19 protein-coding genes and 1 tRNA gene are annotated in these 19,188 nt (G+C 36.1%); 5 read left to right on the forward strand and 15 right to left on the reverse strand.

The features are described 5' to 3' along the window. The first annotated feature begins 5 nt into the window (after positions 1-5). Positions 6-1,031, forward strand: coding sequence for a DUF3078 domain-containing protein (locus CGC47_RS05025; RefSeq protein WP_042001961.1), 1,026 nt, complete (start codon positions 6-8; stop codon positions 1,029-1,031). A gap of 68 nt (positions 1,032-1,099) precedes the next feature. Here the strand turns inward: CGC47_RS05025 and CGC47_RS05030 are convergent, their stop codons facing one another. Continuing rightward, positions 1,100-1,552: a hypothetical protein gene (locus CGC47_RS05030; RefSeq protein WP_042001959.1), complete on the reverse strand. Its 453-nt coding sequence runs from the start codon at positions 1,550-1,552 to the stop codon at positions 1,100-1,102. Positions 1,553-1,661: 109 nt separating this feature from the next. Here CGC47_RS05030 and CGC47_RS05035 point away from each other — a divergent pair, with 109 nt between their 5' ends. Continuing rightward, positions 1,662-2,255 (forward strand): hypothetical protein, encoded by a 594-nt coding sequence (locus CGC47_RS05035; RefSeq protein WP_041999021.1) that lies wholly within the window; start codon positions 1,662-1,664, stop codon positions 2,253-2,255. A gap of 60 nt (positions 2,256-2,315) precedes the next feature. Further along, entirely contained in the window at positions 2,316-2,741 is a 426-nt protein-coding gene (locus CGC47_RS05040) for a hypothetical protein (RefSeq protein WP_095900078.1), read from the forward strand. Between the two features lie 71 nt (positions 2,742-2,812). Here the strand turns inward: CGC47_RS05040 and CGC47_RS05045 are convergent, their stop codons facing one another. Genes CGC47_RS05045 through rbfA form a run of 4 tightly spaced genes read right to left on the reverse strand, consistent with a single transcriptional unit; the run spans position 2,813 to position 5,839 of the window. Next, positions 2,813-3,940, reverse strand: a complete 1,128-nt coding sequence (locus CGC47_RS05045) for a DegT/DnrJ/EryC1/StrS family aminotransferase (RefSeq protein ID WP_095900079.1) — start codon at positions 3,938-3,940, stop codon at positions 2,813-2,815. A 27-nt stretch (positions 3,941-3,967) separates the two neighbouring features. Further along, complete coding sequence (locus tag CGC47_RS05050) at positions 3,968-4,219, reverse strand: SemiSWEET family transporter (RefSeq protein ID WP_013997971.1); 252 nt, start codon at positions 4,217-4,219, stop codon at positions 3,968-3,970. Then, positions 4,216-5,421, reverse strand: a complete 1,206-nt coding sequence (locus tag CGC47_RS05055; RefSeq protein WP_231552223.1) for an ABC transporter permease — start codon at positions 5,419-5,421, stop codon at positions 4,216-4,218. Before CGC47_RS05055 ends, CGC47_RS05050 begins: the two co-directional genes overlap by 4 nt. A gap of 25 nt (positions 5,422-5,446) precedes the next feature. After that, positions 5,447-5,839 (reverse strand): 30S ribosome-binding factor RbfA, encoded by a 393-nt coding sequence (rbfA, locus tag CGC47_RS05060; protein ID WP_013997973.1) that lies wholly within the window; start codon positions 5,837-5,839, stop codon positions 5,447-5,449. A 99-nt stretch (positions 5,840-5,938) separates the two neighbouring features. Here rbfA and CGC47_RS05065 point away from each other — a divergent pair, with 99 nt between their 5' ends. Both CGC47_RS05065 and CGC47_RS05070 read left to right on the forward strand, forming a co-directional pair. Further along, the gene (locus CGC47_RS05065; protein WP_041999033.1) at positions 5,939-7,435 is read left to right on the forward strand and encodes a potassium/proton antiporter; all 1,497 of its coding nucleotides are present in this window, start codon (positions 5,939-5,941) and stop codon (positions 7,433-7,435) included. Between the two features lie 54 nt (positions 7,436-7,489). Continuing rightward, a tRNA-Arg gene (locus tag CGC47_RS05070) sits at positions 7,490-7,561 on the forward strand. Between the two features lie 224 nt (positions 7,562-7,785). Here the strand turns inward: CGC47_RS05070 and CGC47_RS05075 are convergent. From CGC47_RS05075 to recJ, 10 genes are all read right to left on the reverse strand, one after another. Beyond that, on the reverse strand, positions 7,786-8,016 hold the full coding sequence (locus CGC47_RS05075; RefSeq protein ID WP_013997975.1) for a DUF6341 family protein: 231 nt from the start codon (positions 8,014-8,016) through the stop codon (positions 7,786-7,788). A gap of 39 nt (positions 8,017-8,055) precedes the next feature. Continuing rightward, positions 8,056-8,985 (reverse strand): ABC transporter ATP-binding protein, encoded by a 930-nt coding sequence (locus CGC47_RS05080; RefSeq protein WP_041999036.1) that lies wholly within the window; start codon positions 8,983-8,985, stop codon positions 8,056-8,058. A gap of 158 nt (positions 8,986-9,143) precedes the next feature. Continuing rightward, positions 9,144-10,052, reverse strand: a complete 909-nt coding sequence (locus CGC47_RS05085) for a DUF5655 domain-containing protein (protein WP_041999039.1) — start codon at positions 10,050-10,052, stop codon at positions 9,144-9,146. Between the two features lie 232 nt (positions 10,053-10,284). Beyond that, positions 10,285-10,443, reverse strand: a complete 159-nt coding sequence (locus CGC47_RS10780; RefSeq protein ID WP_156124802.1) for a hypothetical protein — start codon at positions 10,441-10,443, stop codon at positions 10,285-10,287. A 38-nt stretch (positions 10,444-10,481) separates the two neighbouring features. Further along, positions 10,482-11,807, reverse strand: coding sequence for an adenine-specific methyltransferase EcoRI family protein (locus tag CGC47_RS05090; RefSeq protein ID WP_198537289.1), 1,326 nt, complete (start codon positions 11,805-11,807; stop codon positions 10,482-10,484). A gap of 3 nt (positions 11,808-11,810) precedes the next feature. Beyond that, a complete protein-coding gene (locus tag CGC47_RS05095; protein ID WP_095900080.1) occupies positions 11,811-12,896 on the reverse strand; it encodes a GmrSD restriction endonuclease domain-containing protein in 1,086 nt (361 codons plus the stop codon). Between the two features lie 12 nt (positions 12,897-12,908). Beyond that, positions 12,909-15,767: a leucine--tRNA ligase gene (gene leuS, locus CGC47_RS05100; RefSeq protein WP_041999045.1), complete on the reverse strand. Its 2,859-nt coding sequence runs from the start codon at positions 15,765-15,767 to the stop codon at positions 12,909-12,911. A gap of 122 nt (positions 15,768-15,889) precedes the next feature. Further along, positions 15,890-16,522, reverse strand: a complete 633-nt coding sequence (locus tag CGC47_RS05105; RefSeq protein WP_041999047.1) for a hypothetical protein — start codon at positions 16,520-16,522, stop codon at positions 15,890-15,892. A 144-nt stretch (positions 16,523-16,666) separates the two neighbouring features. After that, a complete protein-coding gene (locus tag CGC47_RS05110; RefSeq protein WP_041999050.1) occupies positions 16,667-17,386 on the reverse strand; it encodes a TerB family tellurite resistance protein in 720 nt (239 codons plus the stop codon). Between the two features lie 80 nt (positions 17,387-17,466). Continuing rightward, positions 17,467-19,161, reverse strand: a complete 1,695-nt coding sequence (recJ, locus tag CGC47_RS05115; RefSeq protein ID WP_041999053.1) for a single-stranded-DNA-specific exonuclease RecJ — start codon at positions 19,159-19,161, stop codon at positions 17,467-17,469. Positions 19,162-19,188 lie beyond the last annotated feature (27 nt).

Here is a 19,188-nt window from a genome sequence, read left to right on the forward strand (position 1 = left end):
CTCTTATGAAAAAAAATGTATTGCTACTCATTTTAATAGGATTTACCCTTACGGCTTTTGCTCAAATTCGTCGGGTTAATCCTGAAATCATACCGCTTAAAGTAACTCCCTTACAAGTGATTGAAGACCACAAAACACCTCAATTTATTATTAAAAGATTCAAAATGGAGCAAGAAAAATGGTTTCGTTTCAATCAATTGAACTTGAATTTGAGTGAGGTAGCTTTATCAAATTGGAGCGCTGGAGGAAATAGTTCCCTATCTGGATTGATGAATGCCAAATTCAGAAGACGTTATTCTGAAGAAATTTTCTTTTGGGATAATGAACTAGAAATCAACTACGGCGTAAACATTCAAGAAAAAGAAAAATTAAGAAAAACCGACGATAAAATGACACTCACCTCCTCCTTTGGATATCGCGGAAAGTCAAAATCGTATTGGTATTTTTCAAGTCAATTGCAACTTACTACACAACTCACCAACGGATATTCCTATCCGAATCGAGAGGTTCCCATCTCAAAATTTTTAGCGCCTGGCTATATCTATTTGGGTTCAGGGGCAGAATATGCCCCAAAAGGCAAAAAATTCAACCTATTTTTATCACCTCTTACCTTAAAAACAACTTTGGTGCTAGACCAAACTTTGGCAGACAAAGGTGCTTTCGGGGTGGATAAAGCCGTGTACGACGCCTCTGGAAAAATCATAAAACCAGGAAAAAACTCCAATTCCGAATTGGGTTTTATGCTCAAAGGAAGTTGGGAAAAGAGAATTGCACAAAACATCAATATGAATAATGTTTTCAATTTTTATGGCGATTATTTGGAGAAATTTGGCAATATTGATATTGACTGGGAAATGAATATTCATCTGAAAGTAAATAACTACGTACAAGCCCGATTAGGCACTCACATACGTTACGATGACGATGTGAAATTCAAATCCTACAAAGATGCTCAAGGAAAATCACAATCCTACGGAGCCAGAACCCAATTTAAGCAGATTTTAGGTGTAGGTATTTTATATACTTTTTAATTAACAAGTAGATGATATAAAACGAAAAACCACCTTTAAAAGGTGGTTTTTCGTTTTTCTTTATAATGCTAATTCGCCCAAACAGATTGAAAAACGGAGATAATCGTATCTTGGTCAGTATATGTGTCATTTGCATTTGATGCCTTCGTGCTTAATAATCCCCTCCAAGTGTCATTAATTTTAACGTAAAATCCCCAACCAGACATCTTTTTTATAAGGTACTCTTTGCTAAGTTCACTTACTTTTTTCCCTATCCACTTTTCTCCCTCTATTTTGAATTTTTCGTCTGATACTGAAACAAATACTACTTTATTTTCTTTGTCGGTAGCAAAGGTATAGAAAATATCCCCGATTGTTTTTACTCTTTTGGGTAAGAATTGAGATGAATTTACTAAAATACCAGAAAAACCAGAATTAAAAAGAGGCTTTTCTACTTTATCCCCCAAAGAAATTCCATTTTCTTGTCCCCAACAGTTAAAAAAACATCCTAAAAACAGCAACAAAATAAATATTCTTTTCATTAGATTAAAAGATTGGTTTAGCGTAACAAAGCTATTAAAAAATTCTCAATCTTCGTATTAAAATATTTTTGTAATTTTGTTGGCAGACAAAGAGATTTAAAAAATCTTTATGAAAAAAGTAAAGAAAATATTTTTGTTGTCGTTAGGTATAGTAATTATTATCAAATTGTTATGCCTTTTGTATCTTTATTGGGGTCATTGGAGTTGGTATAAAAATGTAACTTCAGAACAAAGACAAAACACTCGCAATGGTTATTTCTTTGCACGGGGAGAGCAAGGATTGTATTATGAATTAGGATATCCTCCAACAGAGTCTGTTAATAGGAATGTTTTTGTAAAAAAAATGAATTTTATTACAGAGCCCGATTCGTTAATGAGCTACTTTAATAAAAAGGATACCATTTTTTATGTAGAAAGAGGTTATAAATGGGGTAAAAAAACGTCGAAAGAAACAAGAGTATTATCTGAAAATCAAACAAAATATCCTTATCAAATCATAACACAAAAGATGAATATTGGACAAGGAAAATACTTTGAATTTCCGTATAACAAACAGTACAACCTTAATATACAAGATAGCATTTTAACCATTTTTAGTATTGCCCTCAGAAAAGCGGAGAATGACACTATTAAATTCGAAATGATACTTCGAGATGAAAATAGCCCTACTAAAGTTCATTGTGGGATTGTAAAAGTATTCTAAAGTAATTTTTTTTAGAATAAAACAGATAATCTTTGTTATAAATGATAAAACCAAATACTAATGAGAACAATTATTGTTTTAAATTTGATGTTATTTAGCGCTTTGAGCTTTTCTCAAACCAAGACAGAAAAAATGATAGATAGCGTTTTGGTAAAAAACGTGGGTAAAACTTATGAGCAGTATCTTACTCATTTTAAGAAAACTGATATTGAGTATAAGACAAAAACCGACAAAATACGCTCACAGATACAAGAAAGAAATGATAGTGCATTCAGAACTTTACCAACTTTCCCTAATAAAATTTATGCTACCCAGACCTATCCGATGGTTGTTATCGTTAAAAACAAAAAAGAATACTCTTTGCAAGACTTGTCAAAAATTGCCTTTAAAGCTGTGAAAAAGTCACATTTTTTAAATCAACAAGAAGGAGATGCGCTATTCGGCACACAAGGTAGTTTTGGTGTGTACTTTATTGAAGTGGAATAAAATTTCTATTCTTATAATAAAAAAGACAGGCACAATGTTCGAGATTGCACCTGTCTTTTTGAAATATTTTGTTACACAAAATCGTTTATCGTTTTGGTAATAAAAGCGATTTGCTCCTCATCCAGTTCGGTATGCATCGGCAGAGAGATGACTTCCTTCACTAATTGATTGGTAACAGAAAAATCTGCTTCGTTATAACGTGGACTACTGTATGCTTTTTGTGCGTGTAGCGGTATGGGGTAATAAATTCCGAAAGGAATACCATTTTCAGTGAGTTTTTCAGCTAACTTATCGCGTTTACCATTGGTTATACGCAGAGTATATTGATGAAAAACGTGTGCTGTATTTCCCGTTGGGATTTCAGGAGTTACAATATTAGGATTATTTTTAAAAGCGATATTGTATTTTTGGGCTGCTTCCCGACGTTTTTGGTTATACGTGTTCAAATGAGGTAATTTTGCACGAAGCACACAAGCCTGTAGAGAATCCAAACGCGAATTTACCCCCACTACATCGTGGTAATAACGTTTATACATTCCGTGATTAACAATACCTCTTAGGGTATGTGCTAAGGCATCATCATTGGTAAAAATAGCTCCGCCATCACCATAACAGCCTAAATTTTTAGATGGAAAGAATGAAGTTGCCCCTACGTGTCCGATAGTTCCTGTTTTTTGTTTGCGTCCATCAGCCCAAGTATAATCGGAACCGATGGCTTGTGCATTGTCTTCAATTACGTACAAATTGTGCGCTTTGGCAATTTCCATAATTGCCTCCATATTGGCGGGTCGTCCGTAAAGATGTATCGGAACAATAGCCTTGGTTTTTGGGGTAATCGCTCTTTTTATAGCTTCTACATCAATGTTAAAAGTGTCTTTTTCAACATCTACCAATACAGGAGTTAGGCGTAAAAGAGCAATAACTTCAACCGTTGCTGCAAAGGTAAAATCAGCAGTAATAACCTCATCACCAGGCTGTAGCCCTAGTCCCATCATAGCAATTTGTAGAGCATCCGTTCCGTTAGCACACCCAATAACGTGTTTCACCCCTAAATAATCTTCAAGTTCTCGTTCAAAGGCTTGTACCTGAGGACCATTTATAAAGGCGGTGGTTTCAAGTACCTCATCGAAAGATTTTTTTACTTGCTCTTTTATTTGCTGATACTGACCATTTAAGTCAACCATTTGTATTTTTTTCATCTTATATCGAATTACATTATATCAAAACTATATATCATTTTCCCTATTGGTAGCCGAATTATCCTTTTTAGGATGAAGTAAAAGGTAGTACAATTGCACAAATACCAAAAAAGCATTAGGAACAATAATCGGAATGCTATTGATGTAAATTCCGTAGATAACAAATAACACGCAACCCACCAAATTAACAAGCCGAATACGACTTACATTTTGCTTAATTAAGAAACTTAGCACCACAAAAAAAGAGGCTGTATAGCCCACAAAATCAATCCAATTCATAGCTGTTTATCAATCATTTTTTTTGTTATGCGAGAAGATGCCAACCACGAAGCCAAAAAGCCCAAAATGGTAATAATGGCAAATACGGCAAAAACGTTAAACCCCTTTATTTCAACAGGGTAAGCCAATGTGCTACTAATCATAACAAAATTAAAATATTGCTGCAGTAAAACGATAATAGCTCCCAGACAGACCCCCAGAAATGCCCCCATTACTGAAACCATAGTCCCTTGCAAAAAGAATATTCTACACAATTGTTTGATATTTAGCCCTAATGCGTATAGCGTTTTTAAATCTTCCTTTTTATCCAAAATCATCATAATGATAGCCCCTACCAAATTAAAAAGAGCAATGATTAGTACTAAAATAAAAATCAAGTATATAGCAATATTTTCAGTATTAAGCATACGATATAGCGCATCGTTAATTTGTACACGATTTTTTATTATTACTTCTCCTTGAAACAAATTTTGAATTTGTTCAATAAGCTTATTTTCATCAGCTTGCGGATGTTTTTTGATTTCAATAGCAGAGATATGTAGCGAGTCGAGCCCTAAAAGTTCTTGGGCTTGTTCAAGAGAGGTAAAAACATATTTTTTATCCAAATCTTCGGTAATCTGGTACACCCCTGAAATGATCCCATAGGTTTCCCTATAAGGACGTGAGGTCTGCGTGATACTCCCTTTCCCCGAGCGAGGCACCACCAGTTGTAATGGTGAAGAAGTATCCATAAAATTCAATCCCAAAGCATTAAAAATGGTAATTCCTGCGACCATTTTCGGAGATTGCAAATCCCACATTCCTAAAACAACAAGGCTATCGGCTGGATTTACAAGCGGATAATTCGTATCAACTCCTTTTATTCGTGCAATATAATTTTTTTGCTTGTGGGAAAGAAACACTTGCTCTTCCAAAACTTTACTAAAATAAGCAATACCCTCATTTTTAGCAAGTTCATTGAGCTGTGCATCGGAAAAAGTAATAAATTTCCCACTTCTGGGTAAAATCTTTAAATCAGGGTCAAAGTAAGTGGAAAACGAAAGTGTAAAACTTTTAAGCCCTTCATAGCCAGCAAGTACTACAAACAAAGCCGTACCGACAATAACCACTACCAAAGCTGTAATTCGGTTAATAATATTGATTACGTTTTGAGAGCTTTTGGCAATCAAATATCGTTTGGCAATATGAAAAGTAGCTTTCAATTTCTGTGGAGCTGAAGGGTGAGTATTATGATTTTTTTCGTCGGTAGAGCAAACTACGGTCAGTTATTGGGTTTTCTTCGCCTTTTAACGATTTTTCAATGCCCTCAATGTATTGTAGCGAATCGTCAACATAGAAGAGCAATTCGGGCATTCGCCGAAATTGTTTTTTGGTGATTTGTGAGAGTTCGTGCTTAATGAGTGGTGCATTTGAGGTAATCCCTTTTAGAATTTCGGAAGCCCGATGGTCGGGGAAGATACTTAAATACACCTTGGCTACCGATAAATCTACCGTTATGGCTACTTTGGTAACCGATACAATTAGGTTGTGCTCTCCGGCATCGCGTATTGATTTCTGTAGTACTTTGGCAAGTTCTTCTTGCAAAATACCCGCTATTTTTTTCTGTCTGTTACTTTCCATAATGGCAAAAATAATAATAATTAAGCAGATACGAGGTTTGTTTGATTTGCTTTTTTTTTATATTTTCGCGCAATTGGTACAAAATCAAACATTAAGTCGATGAATTTAACTTCTGAAAACATACTTTTAGTAGGGTCTTTATTATTGTTTTTGAGCATTATTGCTGGTAAAACCTCATATCGTTTCGGGGTACCTACCCTTATTTTGTTTTTAGGAGTTGGAATGCTTGCTGGTTCAGACGGAATTTTACAAATTCAGTTTAACAATCCGAAATTAGCTCAATTCATAGGTATCATATCGCTGAATTTCATTTTGTTTTCAGGAGGAATGGAAACCCGATGGGCTTCGGTAAAACCTATCATACGGCAAGGAGTGGTGCTTTCTACCTTAGGGGTACTTTTTACGGCAGTAACTCTAGGTTTTTTTGTATGGTATGTAACCAATCATTGGTTCGATTTGAATTTCACATTGCTGGAAAGCCTTTTACTTGGAGCAATTGTTTCCTCTACGGATGCCGCTGCGGTTTTTTCGATTTTGCGTTCAAAGAGTTTGGGGCTCAAGGACAATCTTCGCCCTACCTTAGAGTTTGAAAGCGGAAGTAACGACCCAATGGCTAACGTACTTACAATTACCTTTTTAACTTTGGTTTTACTTCCTGACCAAAATATATGGGAATTGGTATTTATGTTCTTCAAACAGATTATTTTAGGAGGATTACTTGGTTTCGTATTTGGTAAAATAAGTCATCGTATTTTCAATAAAATAAACCTGAGCTTTGAGGGGCTTTACCCAGTTTTGGCAATAGCGCTGATGTTCGGGACATTTTCGGCTACGGAAGCACTTGGAGGTAACGGATTTTTAGCCATTTACGTCTGTGCCGTTTATTTAGGAAATCAGAATTTCATTCACAAAGGGAGCGTTTTAAAGATGTTTGATGGCTTGGCTTGGCTGATGCAAATTGTACTGTTCTTAACACTTGGGCTTTTGGTAGAACCTTCTGCAATTATTCCTCTGGCAGGAATCGGATTGTTGATTTCACTATTTTTGATGATGTTTGCTCGACCTATTAGCGTTTTTATAAGCACGATGCCCTTTAAGATGACTTTTGCCCGACGTAGCTACATTTCGTGGGTAGGACTTCGTGGTGCTGTACCTATCGTTTTTGCTACCTATCCTCTTTTGGCAGGTATTGAACAGGCAAGTGTGATATTCAATATTGTGTTTTTTATTTCCGTAAGTTCGGTGCTCATACAAGGCACTACGCTTTCTGTAGTGGCAAAATGGTTGGGGGTAGCCACTGAAGAAACCTGTGAAAACATTGATAACCCTGCCGACGCCCTCATTTCAGAGCATCCGAAAGCGGTAATGAACGAATTTTTAATCGCAGAAGGCAGTCACCTCATTAACAAAAAGATTTTTGAATTGGACTTCCCCAAAGATGCTATTATCGCAATGATTAAGCGAGATGACAAATACGTTACTCCCAATGGTTCAACCATTATTCAAGCTAATGACAATTTGGTGATTTTGTCAGAAAACCAAAAAGTATTCGACGCGATAAACAAGCGACTTTCTCTGAGATTAGTTGAAAATTAAACCAAAAAACATCAACTTTTACAGCGAAAATATTGTATCTTCGCGTTGTGTTTAGGCCTCGTAGTTCAACGGATAGAATAGAAGTTTCCTAAACTTTTGATCCAAGTTCGATTCTTGGCGGGGCTACAAAACCTAAAAACTATCAAATAAAAAACATTCGGTCAGTGGCTGATTTTATAATTTGCTCTTGACCGAATGTTTATTTTATAAGACTTTACAGTTATACTGCAAGAAATATGGGTTTCGTTATAAAAGTATGATAATCAATTTGTATCAAATTGATAGAAACTATTTATTTCTCTATATCATACTTTTATTCATTCTAAAATATCGTAATGAAGAATGTAATCTTATTTAAAAAACGAGTGTGAAACCACATCGGTTCTATCTTCTTTGTTTTTATTGAATTTATTGAGTTGCCCCAACCAATAAATGAAGAACACAAAACCAATGATGATAAAAATCCAATTCAGTAAGTTAGCTGTCCACCAATTTTCCAACTCCAAACTTCTTAAAAAATCGAGCGGAATAAATAAAATTTTATCAAAAAGAAATTCAATAGCTTCAAAAAATGATTTCATAGAAAATTGTTTTTATATCAAGTAATGGTGCAAATGTATTTATTTTCTTTCAGACAAATAAATTTTTTGTCCGTTTTCTAACCATTTCTCCGAAAAAAAATAGATTCTACCTGACAAGGCTCGTGTTTCTATCAGGTATCGGTCACCTTGAAAATAGGAATTTTCGATTTCTGCCAAACAATGCGAAAAAGCCACCATTTGTATTTGATGGGGCTTCAAAAGCCGAAATTCACCATTGGGTAACGGAAAGCGACTCACCTCTCCGAATAAGGAAGCCGTGTAAAAGTCGGTTTGTTGATTAAAAATTTGCGAAGTAAGCCCTTCATTAACCATTTTTCCTCCTTTAAGAATCAACACTTTATCGGAAAAAGCTAAAGCTTCACGGCTATCGTGAGTTGCTACAATACAGCTAATTTGACGTTTTTTCAAATAGGCAAACAAGTTACGCTGTAAATGATTCTTCTTGAATTGATCTACTTGACTAAAAGGCTCATCAAGTAACAGTAAGCGAGGCTCTTTAGCCAAAGCAACCACCAAGCCGATACGTTGCTTCTCTCCTCCACTCAAAAGCAATGCTTTTTTCTGAGCGAAATCGGACATATCTACCAAAGACAATAGCGCATCTATACGTTGTTTTTTATACTCTAAATCGATATTAGACAAAAATCTACCCACATTTTCTGCCACCGTATGATAAGGCATAAGTCCGAAATCTTGTGCTAAATATTTCATTTGAGAATCACCTGGAACAAGTTGCTGAGAAGGACCTAAAACATTCCTTTCATTGAAAGAAATTGTACCTTGTTGCACATCTAAAAGTCCGTAAATGGCTTTAAGGAGGGTACTTTTACCACTACCACTCTCTCCCATTATAGACAAATGTTCCCCTTGCTGTAACTGAAAAGAAATATTGCGAAAACCAGAATCGGTATCGCCATAAGTATATGATATATTATTAACTTGAAGCATCTGTTTAAAAAAGCAAATGTATAAGAAAAAACTATAACAACAACACTTAAGTTATTAAAGCACCAGCAAACTGGTTTATGGTTTTTACATTTTTTTTAGATAACTTCAGAAAGACCTATTACCATAGAAGTCTAAAAAAAGAACGGATAGTTCCGTTCCTACAAGACCTGTTTTACCAAACTCATCAAATATTCTATATTTTTGAGGTCGGTGATTTTGACTTGATAATCGCCATTGCCCAAATGTCCTTTTTTAGAAACATCAGTCATTAGCTTTTTTGGGTCATCAAGTTCTCCCATTTTTTTGTTAATATAAAGTTTCAGTCCGCTTTTTTGGATTTCTATATCTGAAATATTTCTTTTTCCAATCCTAAACGCCACATAGTGTTTTTGCGGAATCACTTCAATTTCAGGAGAAAGATTGAGAATGGCTTGTTTCACTTCTTCGTAAAGTTCCAGCGTTTCATCAGATTTTCCTTTAAGTAAATCTTCTTCGGTGTAAGTTTTTAGCTCTTTGGTGATTTCTTGAAGCTGAGCATTTTCTTTTTGAGCCGACAATTTTACGCTCGGGGCAGAGGCAGATTTTTTGAGTCCATTGATAGTGATAATATCGCCCTCAAACTGCTTAATTTCCCAAAGTTCGATATTCAAATCTTTGAAATCGACCGCTTTTTTCTGATGTGAATTAAAGGCTGGTGAAACAAAAACAACTTTACTTTGAGACCAATCTACTTCGTCTTTTTTGAGTAATTTTCCTAAATTTTCGTTGTATTCCAGTACGAAATCGGCTTTATATTGCAAGAGCGTACGCAGATAGCCCACGCCTTGGTCAAACACGCTGTAATTGTGGGAACGCTTGTATTCTATAATGACAAACGATTTACTTTCGGCATCAAAAGCCAAAGTATCTATGCGTTGCTCCTGAACTTTAAACTCGGATTTCACCAGCTCCAAACCTGTAACTTGCTCCAAATTCTGCTCCAATAATCGCTGTATATCGCGTTCCAACTTAAAGGGAATTTCCTTTAAATCGGATAAACTATTTTTGATTTTATGGTAGATTTTCATTCATTTATTTTTTTATAAACTTGTAATATCCGTTCCTCTTAAAATTTGCTTGAACCGCATAGAAACATAGGTTTTATTAAATAAAATGATTCAGATATTTTCGAATAGTTTTTTTCTGTTGCCTGAACCTTTTCAATAAAATCACTCAAAGTTAATTGGCTATCTATTACTATTTATTATTTTCCAATTTCTTCATTCACTCCCATCTTTCGGAGATTAGGGAAGTTATTTCCTACACCACTACATTCACATTCTTTCCTTTTACTACGATGAATTGCTTATTTTCTATCAATTTCTTTCTTTTCACTTTGATGAAAAGTTCGTTTTGTTCTTCGGTGAAGATTTTCACTACGGTGAAATACCTCTGCAGACTTCCCTTCTTACTTTTCATTATAGTAAAAGTTTTCTGGAGTAAAACTTTTTAAGTTTTTACTTTTTTCTTCGAATAGTAATTCTTGCATAGGTAATTTTTCCATTAATTTTACCTTCGGCATTCTTTATCATACCCTCTATCGCTGTTGTAGAGACAGTTTTCTGTTCTAATTTTTCTTGGCTCAAACAATAGTACGCACCTTGCGAATAAGTATCCTTTTGTAAACATTTTTGCCACTGACTAAGGTCTCCTTCGCATTGTTCATCACCCCTTCTATAGAAGTAGCCTGATGAGTACTCTTCTGTAGATATTCTTGCCATTGATAATCGGTCTGATGACATCGTCGCGGCTCTCTTCTCTTCTCTTCTCTTCTCTTCTCTTCTCTTCTCTTCTCTTCTCTTCTCTTCTCTGTCTATTAAGGCTCCCTCAGCTATTGATTCTATCAAACCAGTTCTAAATGAATAAATATATTGTTCTCCTCTTTCATCTTCTCGAATGGCTACAATCTCAAACTGATCTGGATTGTATTTATCTAAAAAAGTAATAGGTACGCCCATTACGCCATCATAGTCCATTGGAATATCAGCTACTTTATTTACATTGATAGCATCGTAATTATCATATTTAGGATAATCTTCTTCATTCCCTGTATAGGTTTTATAAAGGATTAACTCTTCGTGGCGTTTGTTATGGTCAAGGTTAGTAAACCAACAAGTATTACCTAAACTTCTCCATTTTTGCCCCTCTTCATCAATCCAAAAACGCGTAGCTCTTTCTTCATAATATTCAGGCACTTTAAATTTCATATCACCACTTCTATACCCCAACCACATTTTATTTCGAGCAATTAAAGGAAATATTTCTTTATAAGTAATAGCATTTTGGCTTCCAATAATCAAAAACTTTTTATCATATTCAATAAGCTGGGCTACATATTCACGGAACAGAGAAAACGGCGGATTAGTAACTACAATATCAGCTTGTTTGAGCAGTTCTATGCTTTCTTTACTTCGGAAATCGCCATCGCCTTTGAGTGGGTGTATGCCTATTTCTTCGGGGTTGGGTATGTTATCGCCGTTTTTGTCGCCGTTGTATTCCAAATAAATGGCTTGTTCACTATCATTTTGACTAAACAAATCTCTTTCTTGATTTTTATAACAAGTAGCGATGAGTTTTTTCAGTCCTAACTTTTCAAAATTATAAGAGAAATAATGAAAGAAATTACTAATGCGAGGGTCATCACAATTACAATACACCACCTTATCTTTAAAGTGGTGCATATAGTGCTTTAATTCGTTTTCAATATCGGAAAGCTGAGTATAAAACTCGTCATTTTTACCTTTTTTTGCTTTATGCAAATTATTATTTAATGATTTTGCCATTGGTTATTTTCCTGATTTACTTCTGTTATCAAACTTACAAAGCATTTGGCAATTATCGGCAGAAGTTTTTCCGCCTTCGTGCCAAGGTGTAACATGGTCGGCTTCCATTTCGTGAAATTCAAAATGTTGCTGACACTTCACACAAATTCCTTTTTGTCTTTCGTAGGCTTCTCTTTTTTGGTTGTCGGTAAAGGCACGGATATTTAAGTGCTTTTCTTCTCCTGTAAGTAAATACCAATAGATACCTTTTTTATTAGTTACATCGTCATCTTGCATTAGACGAATGATTTCTTTTTCTAATTTTTGATGGTCATACGGATTTTTGCCAAACTTATTATAAAGCTCACCCCAAGAGATACCTTTCATCTCTTTACGATATTTGGGAAATGTAGCCTTTACCCAATTAATAACCGATTGATAGTATAACCACAATTCATTAGCATTGGGGTCCTGCTGATGTTTTGCCATATATCCCTCAATACTATCATTATGAGCAATCCACTTTATTACAGTTTCTAAATAATCTTGACGAATAGGCGAACCTGATAAATAGTCTTTCCCTAAACCATAGGCGGGGCAATTATTTTTACTGAAATACCTTTTAGCATCACTCACCCAACTTCCTGCATATACAGCATTACGGAGCTCTTGTTCAGTCAATTTCTCCCCAGCGATATTGATAGTTTTGAACCATTCTAACTTTTCGCTATCTGTTCCCTCACAGAGATAAACCATTAGTTTATAATTGAGTATTTGCTCTTTTTCATCTTCTTTCAGATTGTGAAAATACCGAAAGAAATAAGCAAAATCTCCGTTAACAAACTGACATATAGAAATGGTTCGTTGTTGCCCATCTATTACTTCATAGTTTCCGTCTTCGCGTACTGCCCAATACATTACATTAAGCGGAAAATCTTTGGTAATAGTTGTAATAACAGCATCACGCTGTTTATCTTTATAGATAAATTCTCTTTGATAAGATGGGCGAATATCTAATTTTCCTCCATAACCTATAACTCCAGCCTCTTCATTATCTTGATAGCCTTCTGTAAGTTCCCTTATTGTAATTTCTTTGAGTTGTATCTTCATATTTCTAAAATTTTACACCACCACATTCACGATTTTCCCTTTTACCACGATGATTTTCTTCGGAGGGTTGCCACCAAGTTGGGCTTGAGTGCGTTCGTCTGCCAAGATGATTTTTTCCACTTCTTCGTTGGGCATATCCAAAGGCAATTCGATTTTGAAACGCACTTTTCCGTTGAACGACACCGGATATTCTTTCGTGCTTTCTACCAAATATTGCTCTTCAAAAGTAGGGAACGGCACTCGGCTAATGCTTTCATTATGACCTAAAACTTCCCAAAGTTCTTCGGCAATGTGCGGTGCATACGGCGAAATCAGCACTGCCATTGGTTCTAAAATCGCTCGTTTGTTGCATTTGATTTTTTGCAATTCGTTTACCGCAATCATAAATGCCGACACCGAAGTATTGAACGAGAAATTCTCAATGTCGTACTCCACTTTTTTGATGAGCGTATGCAAGATTTTGTATTCTTCTTTGGTCGGTTCTTCGTCAGAAATAGAAACCGCATCGCCATCAAAATAAAGATTGTAGAATTTTTTCAAAAAGCCCGAAACGCCCGTAATTCCTGCAGTATTCCAAGGTTTTGCCTGTTCCAACGGACCTAAAAACATTTCATACAAACGCAATGTATCTGCTCCGTATTGCTCACAAATATCATCAGGATTTACCACATTGTATTTGGATTTTGACATTTTTTCGACCTCGTGACCAACGATGTATTTTCCGTTTTCGTCCAAAATAAATTCCGCATCGGCAAAATCAGGTCGCCATTGTTTAAATCCTTCAATATCAAGTTCTGATGAAGCATTTACAAGTGAAACATCGGCGTGAATGGCTTGTACTTTTTTGTCGCCAATTTGCCCTTTGGAAACGAAAGTATTTGTTCCTTCCAATCGGTACACAAACGCACTCGTTCCTAAAATCATTCCTTGATTTATCATTTTTTGGAAAGGCTCTTCGGCTTGTATAAATCCTCTGTCTTTAAGGAATTTATTCCAAAAACGGGAATACAACAAATGCCCTGTGGCGTGTTCGCTTCCACCGATGTACAAATCTACATTCTGCCAATAATTTAGGCTATCTTGTGAGGCAAATTCCTTTTTGTTGTGTGCGTCCATATAGCGAAGCCAATACCAAGACGACCCCGCCCAACCCGGCATCGTAGAAAGTTCCAAAGGGAAAACCGTTTGATTGTCAATCAAATCGGTACTTACGATTTTCTCTTCGGCTTCATTCCAAGCGTATTCTTTTGCGTTCCCTAATGGTGGGTCGCCATCTTCGGTTGGGAGGTATTTTTCTACTTCAGGAAGTTCCAACGGCAAGGCTGAAAGCGGCAACGTGTAAGGCATTCCGTTTTTATAATAAACAGGCACAGGTTCGCCCCAATATCTTTGGCGAGAGAAAATAGCATCTCTTTGTCGGTAGTTGATTTTAGCCTTCCCTACTCCCGTTTTTTCCAATTCTTCAAGGATTTTTTCGGTAGCTTCTTCGTAATCCATTCCGTTGAGAAAATCCGAATTTTGCAATTTGAAACCGCCTTTTTCAGTAAATGCGTTTTCTGAAATATCCTTGTCAAAAATATTAATGATTTCAGGCATTCCTTCCGCACCCGCAAAATGTTTTGCAAAGGCATAATCACGCTCATCTCCCGCAGGAACCGCCATTACAGCTCCCGTTCCGTAACCTGCTAACACATAGTCGCCTATCCAAATTGGCAAGTAATAACCTGTTGCTGGGCAGACAGCATAAGCTCCCGTAAATACGCCTGAAATAGTTTTGGTATCCGCCATTCTATCTCTCTCCGAACGCTTAGAAGTTGCTTCAATATAATCCAAAACGGCTTGTTTTTGTGCTTCAGTTGTAATTTGTAAAACCAATTCGTGTTCAGGAGCTAAAGTAAGATAAGTTACGCCGAAAATGGTGTCGGGTCTTGTTGTAAAAACGGTAATATGTTCAACGTTTGAAGTTTCAGGTTCAAGGTCTTGGGACTTTGAACTTAGAACTTTAAACTTGATTGACGCCCCTTTTGATTTTCCTATCCAATTGCGTTGGCTTTCTTTTACAGATTCACTCCAATCCACCGTTTCTAAGCCTTGCAACAATCGCTCGGAATAAGCGGTAATACGCATACTCCATTGCATCATTTTCTTTTGAAAAACAGGATATCCGCCTCGTTCCGAAACGCCATTTACTACCTCGTCGTTCGCCAAAACCGTTCCCAAAGCCGGACACCAATTAACGGTAGTTTCGGCACGAAACGCCAAACGATAATTCAGTAGAATGTTTTGTTTTTCTTCTTCGCTGTAATTTTTCCATTGTTCGGCGGTAAAATGAAGCTCTTCGGTCTGAGCCGCATTTAGGTCTTCGGTTCCGAATTTCTCGAAATGCTGAACAAGTGTTTGAATATCTTCCGCTTTATTGGCAGTGTTGTTATACCACGAATGAAACAATTGAATAAAAATCCATTGTGTCCATTTGTAATAATCAGCATTTGAAGTCCTTACTTCTCTACTCCAATCGAACGAAAAGCCAATTTTGTCGAGCTGTTCGCGATAACGAGCAATGTTTTCACGAGTGGTTTTTTCGGGGTGTTGACCTGTTTGTATGGCATATTGCTCAGCAGGTAATCCGAACGAATCGTACCCTTGCGGATGCAACACATTAAAACCTTTGTGGCGTTTGTATCGTGCGAAAATATCCGAAGCAATATACCCAAGCGGATGCCCCACGTGCAACCCCGCTCCCGATGGATACGGAAACATATCTAACACATAAAATTTCGGTTTTTCTGAATGTTTTTCTGTTTTAAAAGTTTGGTTTTCTGACCATTTTTCTTGCCATTTGGCTTCGATTTTTTCATGGTTGTAGTTCATTTCTCTCCGCAACCCTCTCCAAAAGAAAGGGAATTTTTATTAAATGGTTAATAATCTGATTAAGATACAAAAGTAATTAAAAATGTCTATTTATAGGATTTTACAACTTAAGTAATTGTTTTTCAATCATAATATTCTATTATCTGTGCTGTTGTATTTCTTAGTTCTCCATCATAACTGAATTCTTTCTTCTGATACCAATTTCCTGATTCATCATATTGATACACAAAAGTTGAAATAGGTTCTACTTTTTGCTCGGTATAAATTGCCGACAAGTGATTTTGAGCATTGTATTCCAACCTATGTTTGGTTGTAGGTAAATCTTTAACAAATGTTGTTTCTATTTCTACAACATTATTTTCTTTATCGTATTTATAGCTGGTAGTACTGAGCAATTTTCCGTCAGAGGTATATTCTTCCGTACTAATTTTGTTGCCTTTTTCATCAAATACATTTACAAAATAACTTCTCAATTCCTGTTTGTAGTAAACATATTCTTTTATTGGATTACCTTTTGTATCATATTTGTACTTATTGAACGTTTTCGAATTGGTTACACCTTCTTTGGTATAAATAATCTGTGTTACGATGCCTTTTTTATCAAAATGATATTCGTAATGAGTTCTGTTAGTATCAATTTGTTTTACAATTTTCGGTTTGCCTTTAAGCTTCATTCGTTCAACATCTGTTTTTTGTGCCAAAGCGACATTTATCCCTATAATTAAGAATAGTGCTAAATTAACTATTTTACTCATATTTTAGATTTTACTCATAAAAGTCGTTGAAAAGACAAAATCTTATGAATTAAGCTCCGACTTTGTTTAGCTTGGTGCTAAGAATCGTCATACTTTTTATGACACAGACCAAATTTTAAGTATTTTCTCTTTGAATCTTTCCAACTAATTACCGCGTTCCTTCATAATTTGTTCATAAGCACGTTGTACCTGCTTAAATTTTTCCTCCGCTCCTTTTCGGATAGCTTCATCTTGTGAAATCACCTTATCGGGGTGGTATTTTTTTGCCATCTCACGATACGCTTTTTTCACCTCGGCATCGGTTGCCGACTTGTCAATCTCTAAAACGGTATAGGCATCTAAAATCTGAGAGTCTCGCTGCCCGAACATCGCTTTAATACTCGCAAAATCCCTCTCCGATATTCTAAAAAAACGACTAATTTCGTGTATCTTATAGTATTGACTTTCTTTAATTATACCATCGGCTTGGGCTATAGCAAACAGAAAATGTAAGATTTGTAAACGCACCTCATAAGAAGTACGCGAATACAAGTAAAGACTTACTCTTTGGGTAGAAATCTCACGCCCTTTTAGCAATTCATTAAACGTTCGAAAAATAGCATTGGCACGTTCTTTACCATACATTTCAACGAAACGCATACGAACAAAATCCAGCTCTTGCTGGTTGATCTGCCCATTAGCCTTTATCACTAATGTACAAAGCGAAAGTAAATTGAGCTCAAAATCAGCAGGAGAAACCCTACTATTTTGTCCTTGAAAAGATGTGGGCTGATTCATATTTTCGAAAATCATCCGTAAAACTCGAATAATAATCTTCGGAAAACGAAAAAGCAAAAAACCTATAATCAATAAAATCCATTTCATAAGCTGAAAAATAATTTACTGCAATAAAAGTCGCAAATTTATTTGGAATTTTTGACTATTTCATTTTTTAAGCATCTTTTTTATCTTATATCTCTCACTTTTAGCTGTAAAGAAGTGTTTCCGTTCCAGTGATTTTCTTCGATGGAATACACAATTTCAAAAGGTTTGCCCGATTTTATCAATTCCAGTTTATTGCCTAAATTAAATCCTATTGCGGTAAAGAATTTTTCTCCTTTAAAATCTTTTATTGTGAGCCGAAGATGATTATTTTCCTTACCAATTTGCTTGGCAAAGCCTGTATCAATCACGTTTTTAGCGTAAAATATAGGAGCCATATTCTGCGGACCAAAAGGTTCAAATTGTTTTAAAATCTGAAACATCTTCGGATTGATTTTTTCTAACGGAAGTTCAGTATCAATAGTTATTTGAGGTGATTTTAATTCTTTCGGAAGTGTTTTTGCAACTACTTTTTCGAATTTATCTTTAAAAAGAAGATATTTTTCGGGAAGAATTGTTAGTCCAGCGGCGTATTTATGTCCTCCAAATTGTTCGATATGTTCAGCACATTGCTCCAGAGCTTCATATACATCAAAACCTTGCACAGAACGCACCGAAGCTGCGTATTTTTCGCCACTTTTTGTGAAAACTACTGTCGGGCGATAGTAAGTTTCAATCAATCGTGAGGCTACAATGCCAATTACACCCTTATGCCAGTGCGGAGCATAAACAACGGTGGCTGATTTTTCTTCTTCCTGATTGACTTGTATCTGATGTAAAGCCTCTTGTACAATACTTCCATCAAGGTCTTTACGTTCATTATTAAAAGTTTCAATTTGCTTGGCTTTGGCAAAGGCTTGGCTGTAAGAACTTTCCGTAAGAAGTTTGACGGCGAACATTCCGTGTTCGATTCTTCCTGCTGAATTGATTCGTGGAGCCAACCGAAATACAATATCCACCATCTGTACGGGTTTGTTTTCCAGTCCTAATAATGCAGTAAGCCCTACAGACGGATTTTCGTTCAGAATCTGCAATCCATAGTACATCATCACCCGATTTTCCCCTGTAATGGGTACAATGTCAGCCCCAATGGCAACAGCTACTAAATCCAACAGCGGTTGTATTTGCTCAAACGGATTTTTCATCTGCTTGTTAAGAGCTTGTATTAGCTTGAAGCCTACGCCACAGCCACAAAGTTCCTTATATGGATAATTGCAGTCGGTTTGCTTTGGATTTAAGACGGCTACCGCTTTGGGAATTACTTGTGAAGGACGATGATGGTCGCAAATGATAAAATCAATGCCTTTTTCATTGGCGTATTGTACTTTTTCTACGTCTTTGATGCCACAATCCAAAGCGATGATGAGTGAAAATCCGTTGGTAGCGGCGTAATCAACCCCTTGGAAAGAAACTCCATAGCCTTCGGTATATCGGTCGGGGATATAGGTGGCAAGTTGGCGAGTAAATCGCTTCAAGTACAAATACATTAGCGACACAGAGGTCGTTCCATCTACATCATAATCGCCATAAATGAGTATTTTTTCTTCCTTTTCAATGGCTTTTAGTACTCTTTGGACTGCTTTTTCCATATCTTTCATCAAAAATGGATTATGCAAGTCGGAAAGTGACGGACGAAAGAAGCTTTTTGCCTGTTCAAAATCGAAAATACCTCGCTGAGCCAACAAAGTAGCGGGAATTTCGCTGAGGTTCAACTCTTTTTGGAGCTTTTCTACGATTTGAGGATTAGGTTTGGGCTTAAATGTCCAATGATGCATCATATTGCTAAGGATTTGATAGTCTTTTTG

The organism is Capnocytophaga canimorsus (assembly GCF_002302565.1).
Classification (GTDB): Bacteria; Bacteroidota; Bacteroidia; order Flavobacteriales; family Flavobacteriaceae; genus Capnocytophaga; species Capnocytophaga canimorsus.

Excerpts from the sequence above, each read along its gene's own strand:
- CGC47_RS05045 (WP_095900079.1), bottom strand. The coding sequence starts at position 3,940 with ATGAAAAAAATACAAATGGTTGACTTAAATGGTCAGTATCAGCAAATA.
- CGC47_RS05080 (WP_041999036.1), bottom strand. The coding sequence starts at position 8,985 with ATGCTTCAAGTTAATAATATATCATATACTTATGGCGATACCGATTCT.
- leuS (WP_041999045.1), bottom strand. The coding sequence starts at position 15,767 with ATGAACTACAACCATGAAAAAATCGAAGCCAAATGGCAAGAAAAATGG.
- CGC47_RS05095 (WP_095900080.1), bottom strand. The coding sequence starts at position 12,896 with ATGAAGATACAACTCAAAGAAATTACAATAAGGGAACTTACAGAAGGC.
- rbfA (WP_013997973.1), bottom strand. The coding sequence starts at position 5,839 with ATGGAAAGTAACAGACAGAAAAAAATAGCGGGTATTTTGCAAGAAGAA.
- CGC47_RS05030 (WP_042001959.1), bottom strand. The coding sequence starts at position 1,552 with ATGAAAAGAATATTTATTTTGTTGCTGTTTTTAGGATGTTTTTTTAAC.
- CGC47_RS10780 (WP_156124802.1), bottom strand. The coding sequence starts at position 10,443 with ATGAAAAGTAAGAAGGGAAGTCTGCAGAGGTATTTCACCGTAGTGAAA.
- recJ (WP_041999053.1), bottom strand. The coding sequence starts at position 19,161 with ATGATGCATCATTGGACATTTAAGCCCAAACCTAATCCTCAAATCGTA.
- CGC47_RS05090 (WP_198537289.1), bottom strand. The coding sequence starts at position 11,807 with ATGGCAAAATCATTAAATAATAATTTGCATAAAGCAAAAAAAGGTAAA.
- CGC47_RS05075 (WP_013997975.1), bottom strand. The coding sequence starts at position 8,016 with ATGAAATCATTTTTTGAAGCTATTGAATTTCTTTTTGATAAAATTTTA.
- CGC47_RS05065 (WP_041999033.1), top strand. The coding sequence starts at position 5,939 with ATGAATTTAACTTCTGAAAACATACTTTTAGTAGGGTCTTTATTATTG.
- CGC47_RS05035 (WP_041999021.1), top strand. The coding sequence starts at position 1,662 with ATGAAAAAAGTAAAGAAAATATTTTTGTTGTCGTTAGGTATAGTAATT.
- CGC47_RS05105 (WP_041999047.1), bottom strand. The coding sequence starts at position 16,522 with ATGAGTAAAATAGTTAATTTAGCACTATTCTTAATTATAGGGATAAAT.
- CGC47_RS05110 (WP_041999050.1), bottom strand. The coding sequence starts at position 17,386 with ATGAAATGGATTTTATTGATTATAGGTTTTTTGCTTTTTCGTTTTCCG.
- CGC47_RS05025 (WP_042001961.1), top strand. The coding sequence starts at position 6 with ATGAAAAAAAATGTATTGCTACTCATTTTAATAGGATTTACCCTTACG.
- CGC47_RS05040 (WP_095900078.1), top strand. The coding sequence starts at position 2,316 with ATGAGAACAATTATTGTTTTAAATTTGATGTTATTTAGCGCTTTGAGC.
- CGC47_RS05050 (WP_013997971.1), bottom strand. The coding sequence starts at position 4,219 with ATGAATTGGATTGATTTTGTGGGCTATACAGCCTCTTTTTTTGTGGTG.
- CGC47_RS05085 (WP_041999039.1), bottom strand. The coding sequence starts at position 10,052 with ATGAAAATCTACCATAAAATCAAAAATAGTTTATCCGATTTAAAGGAA.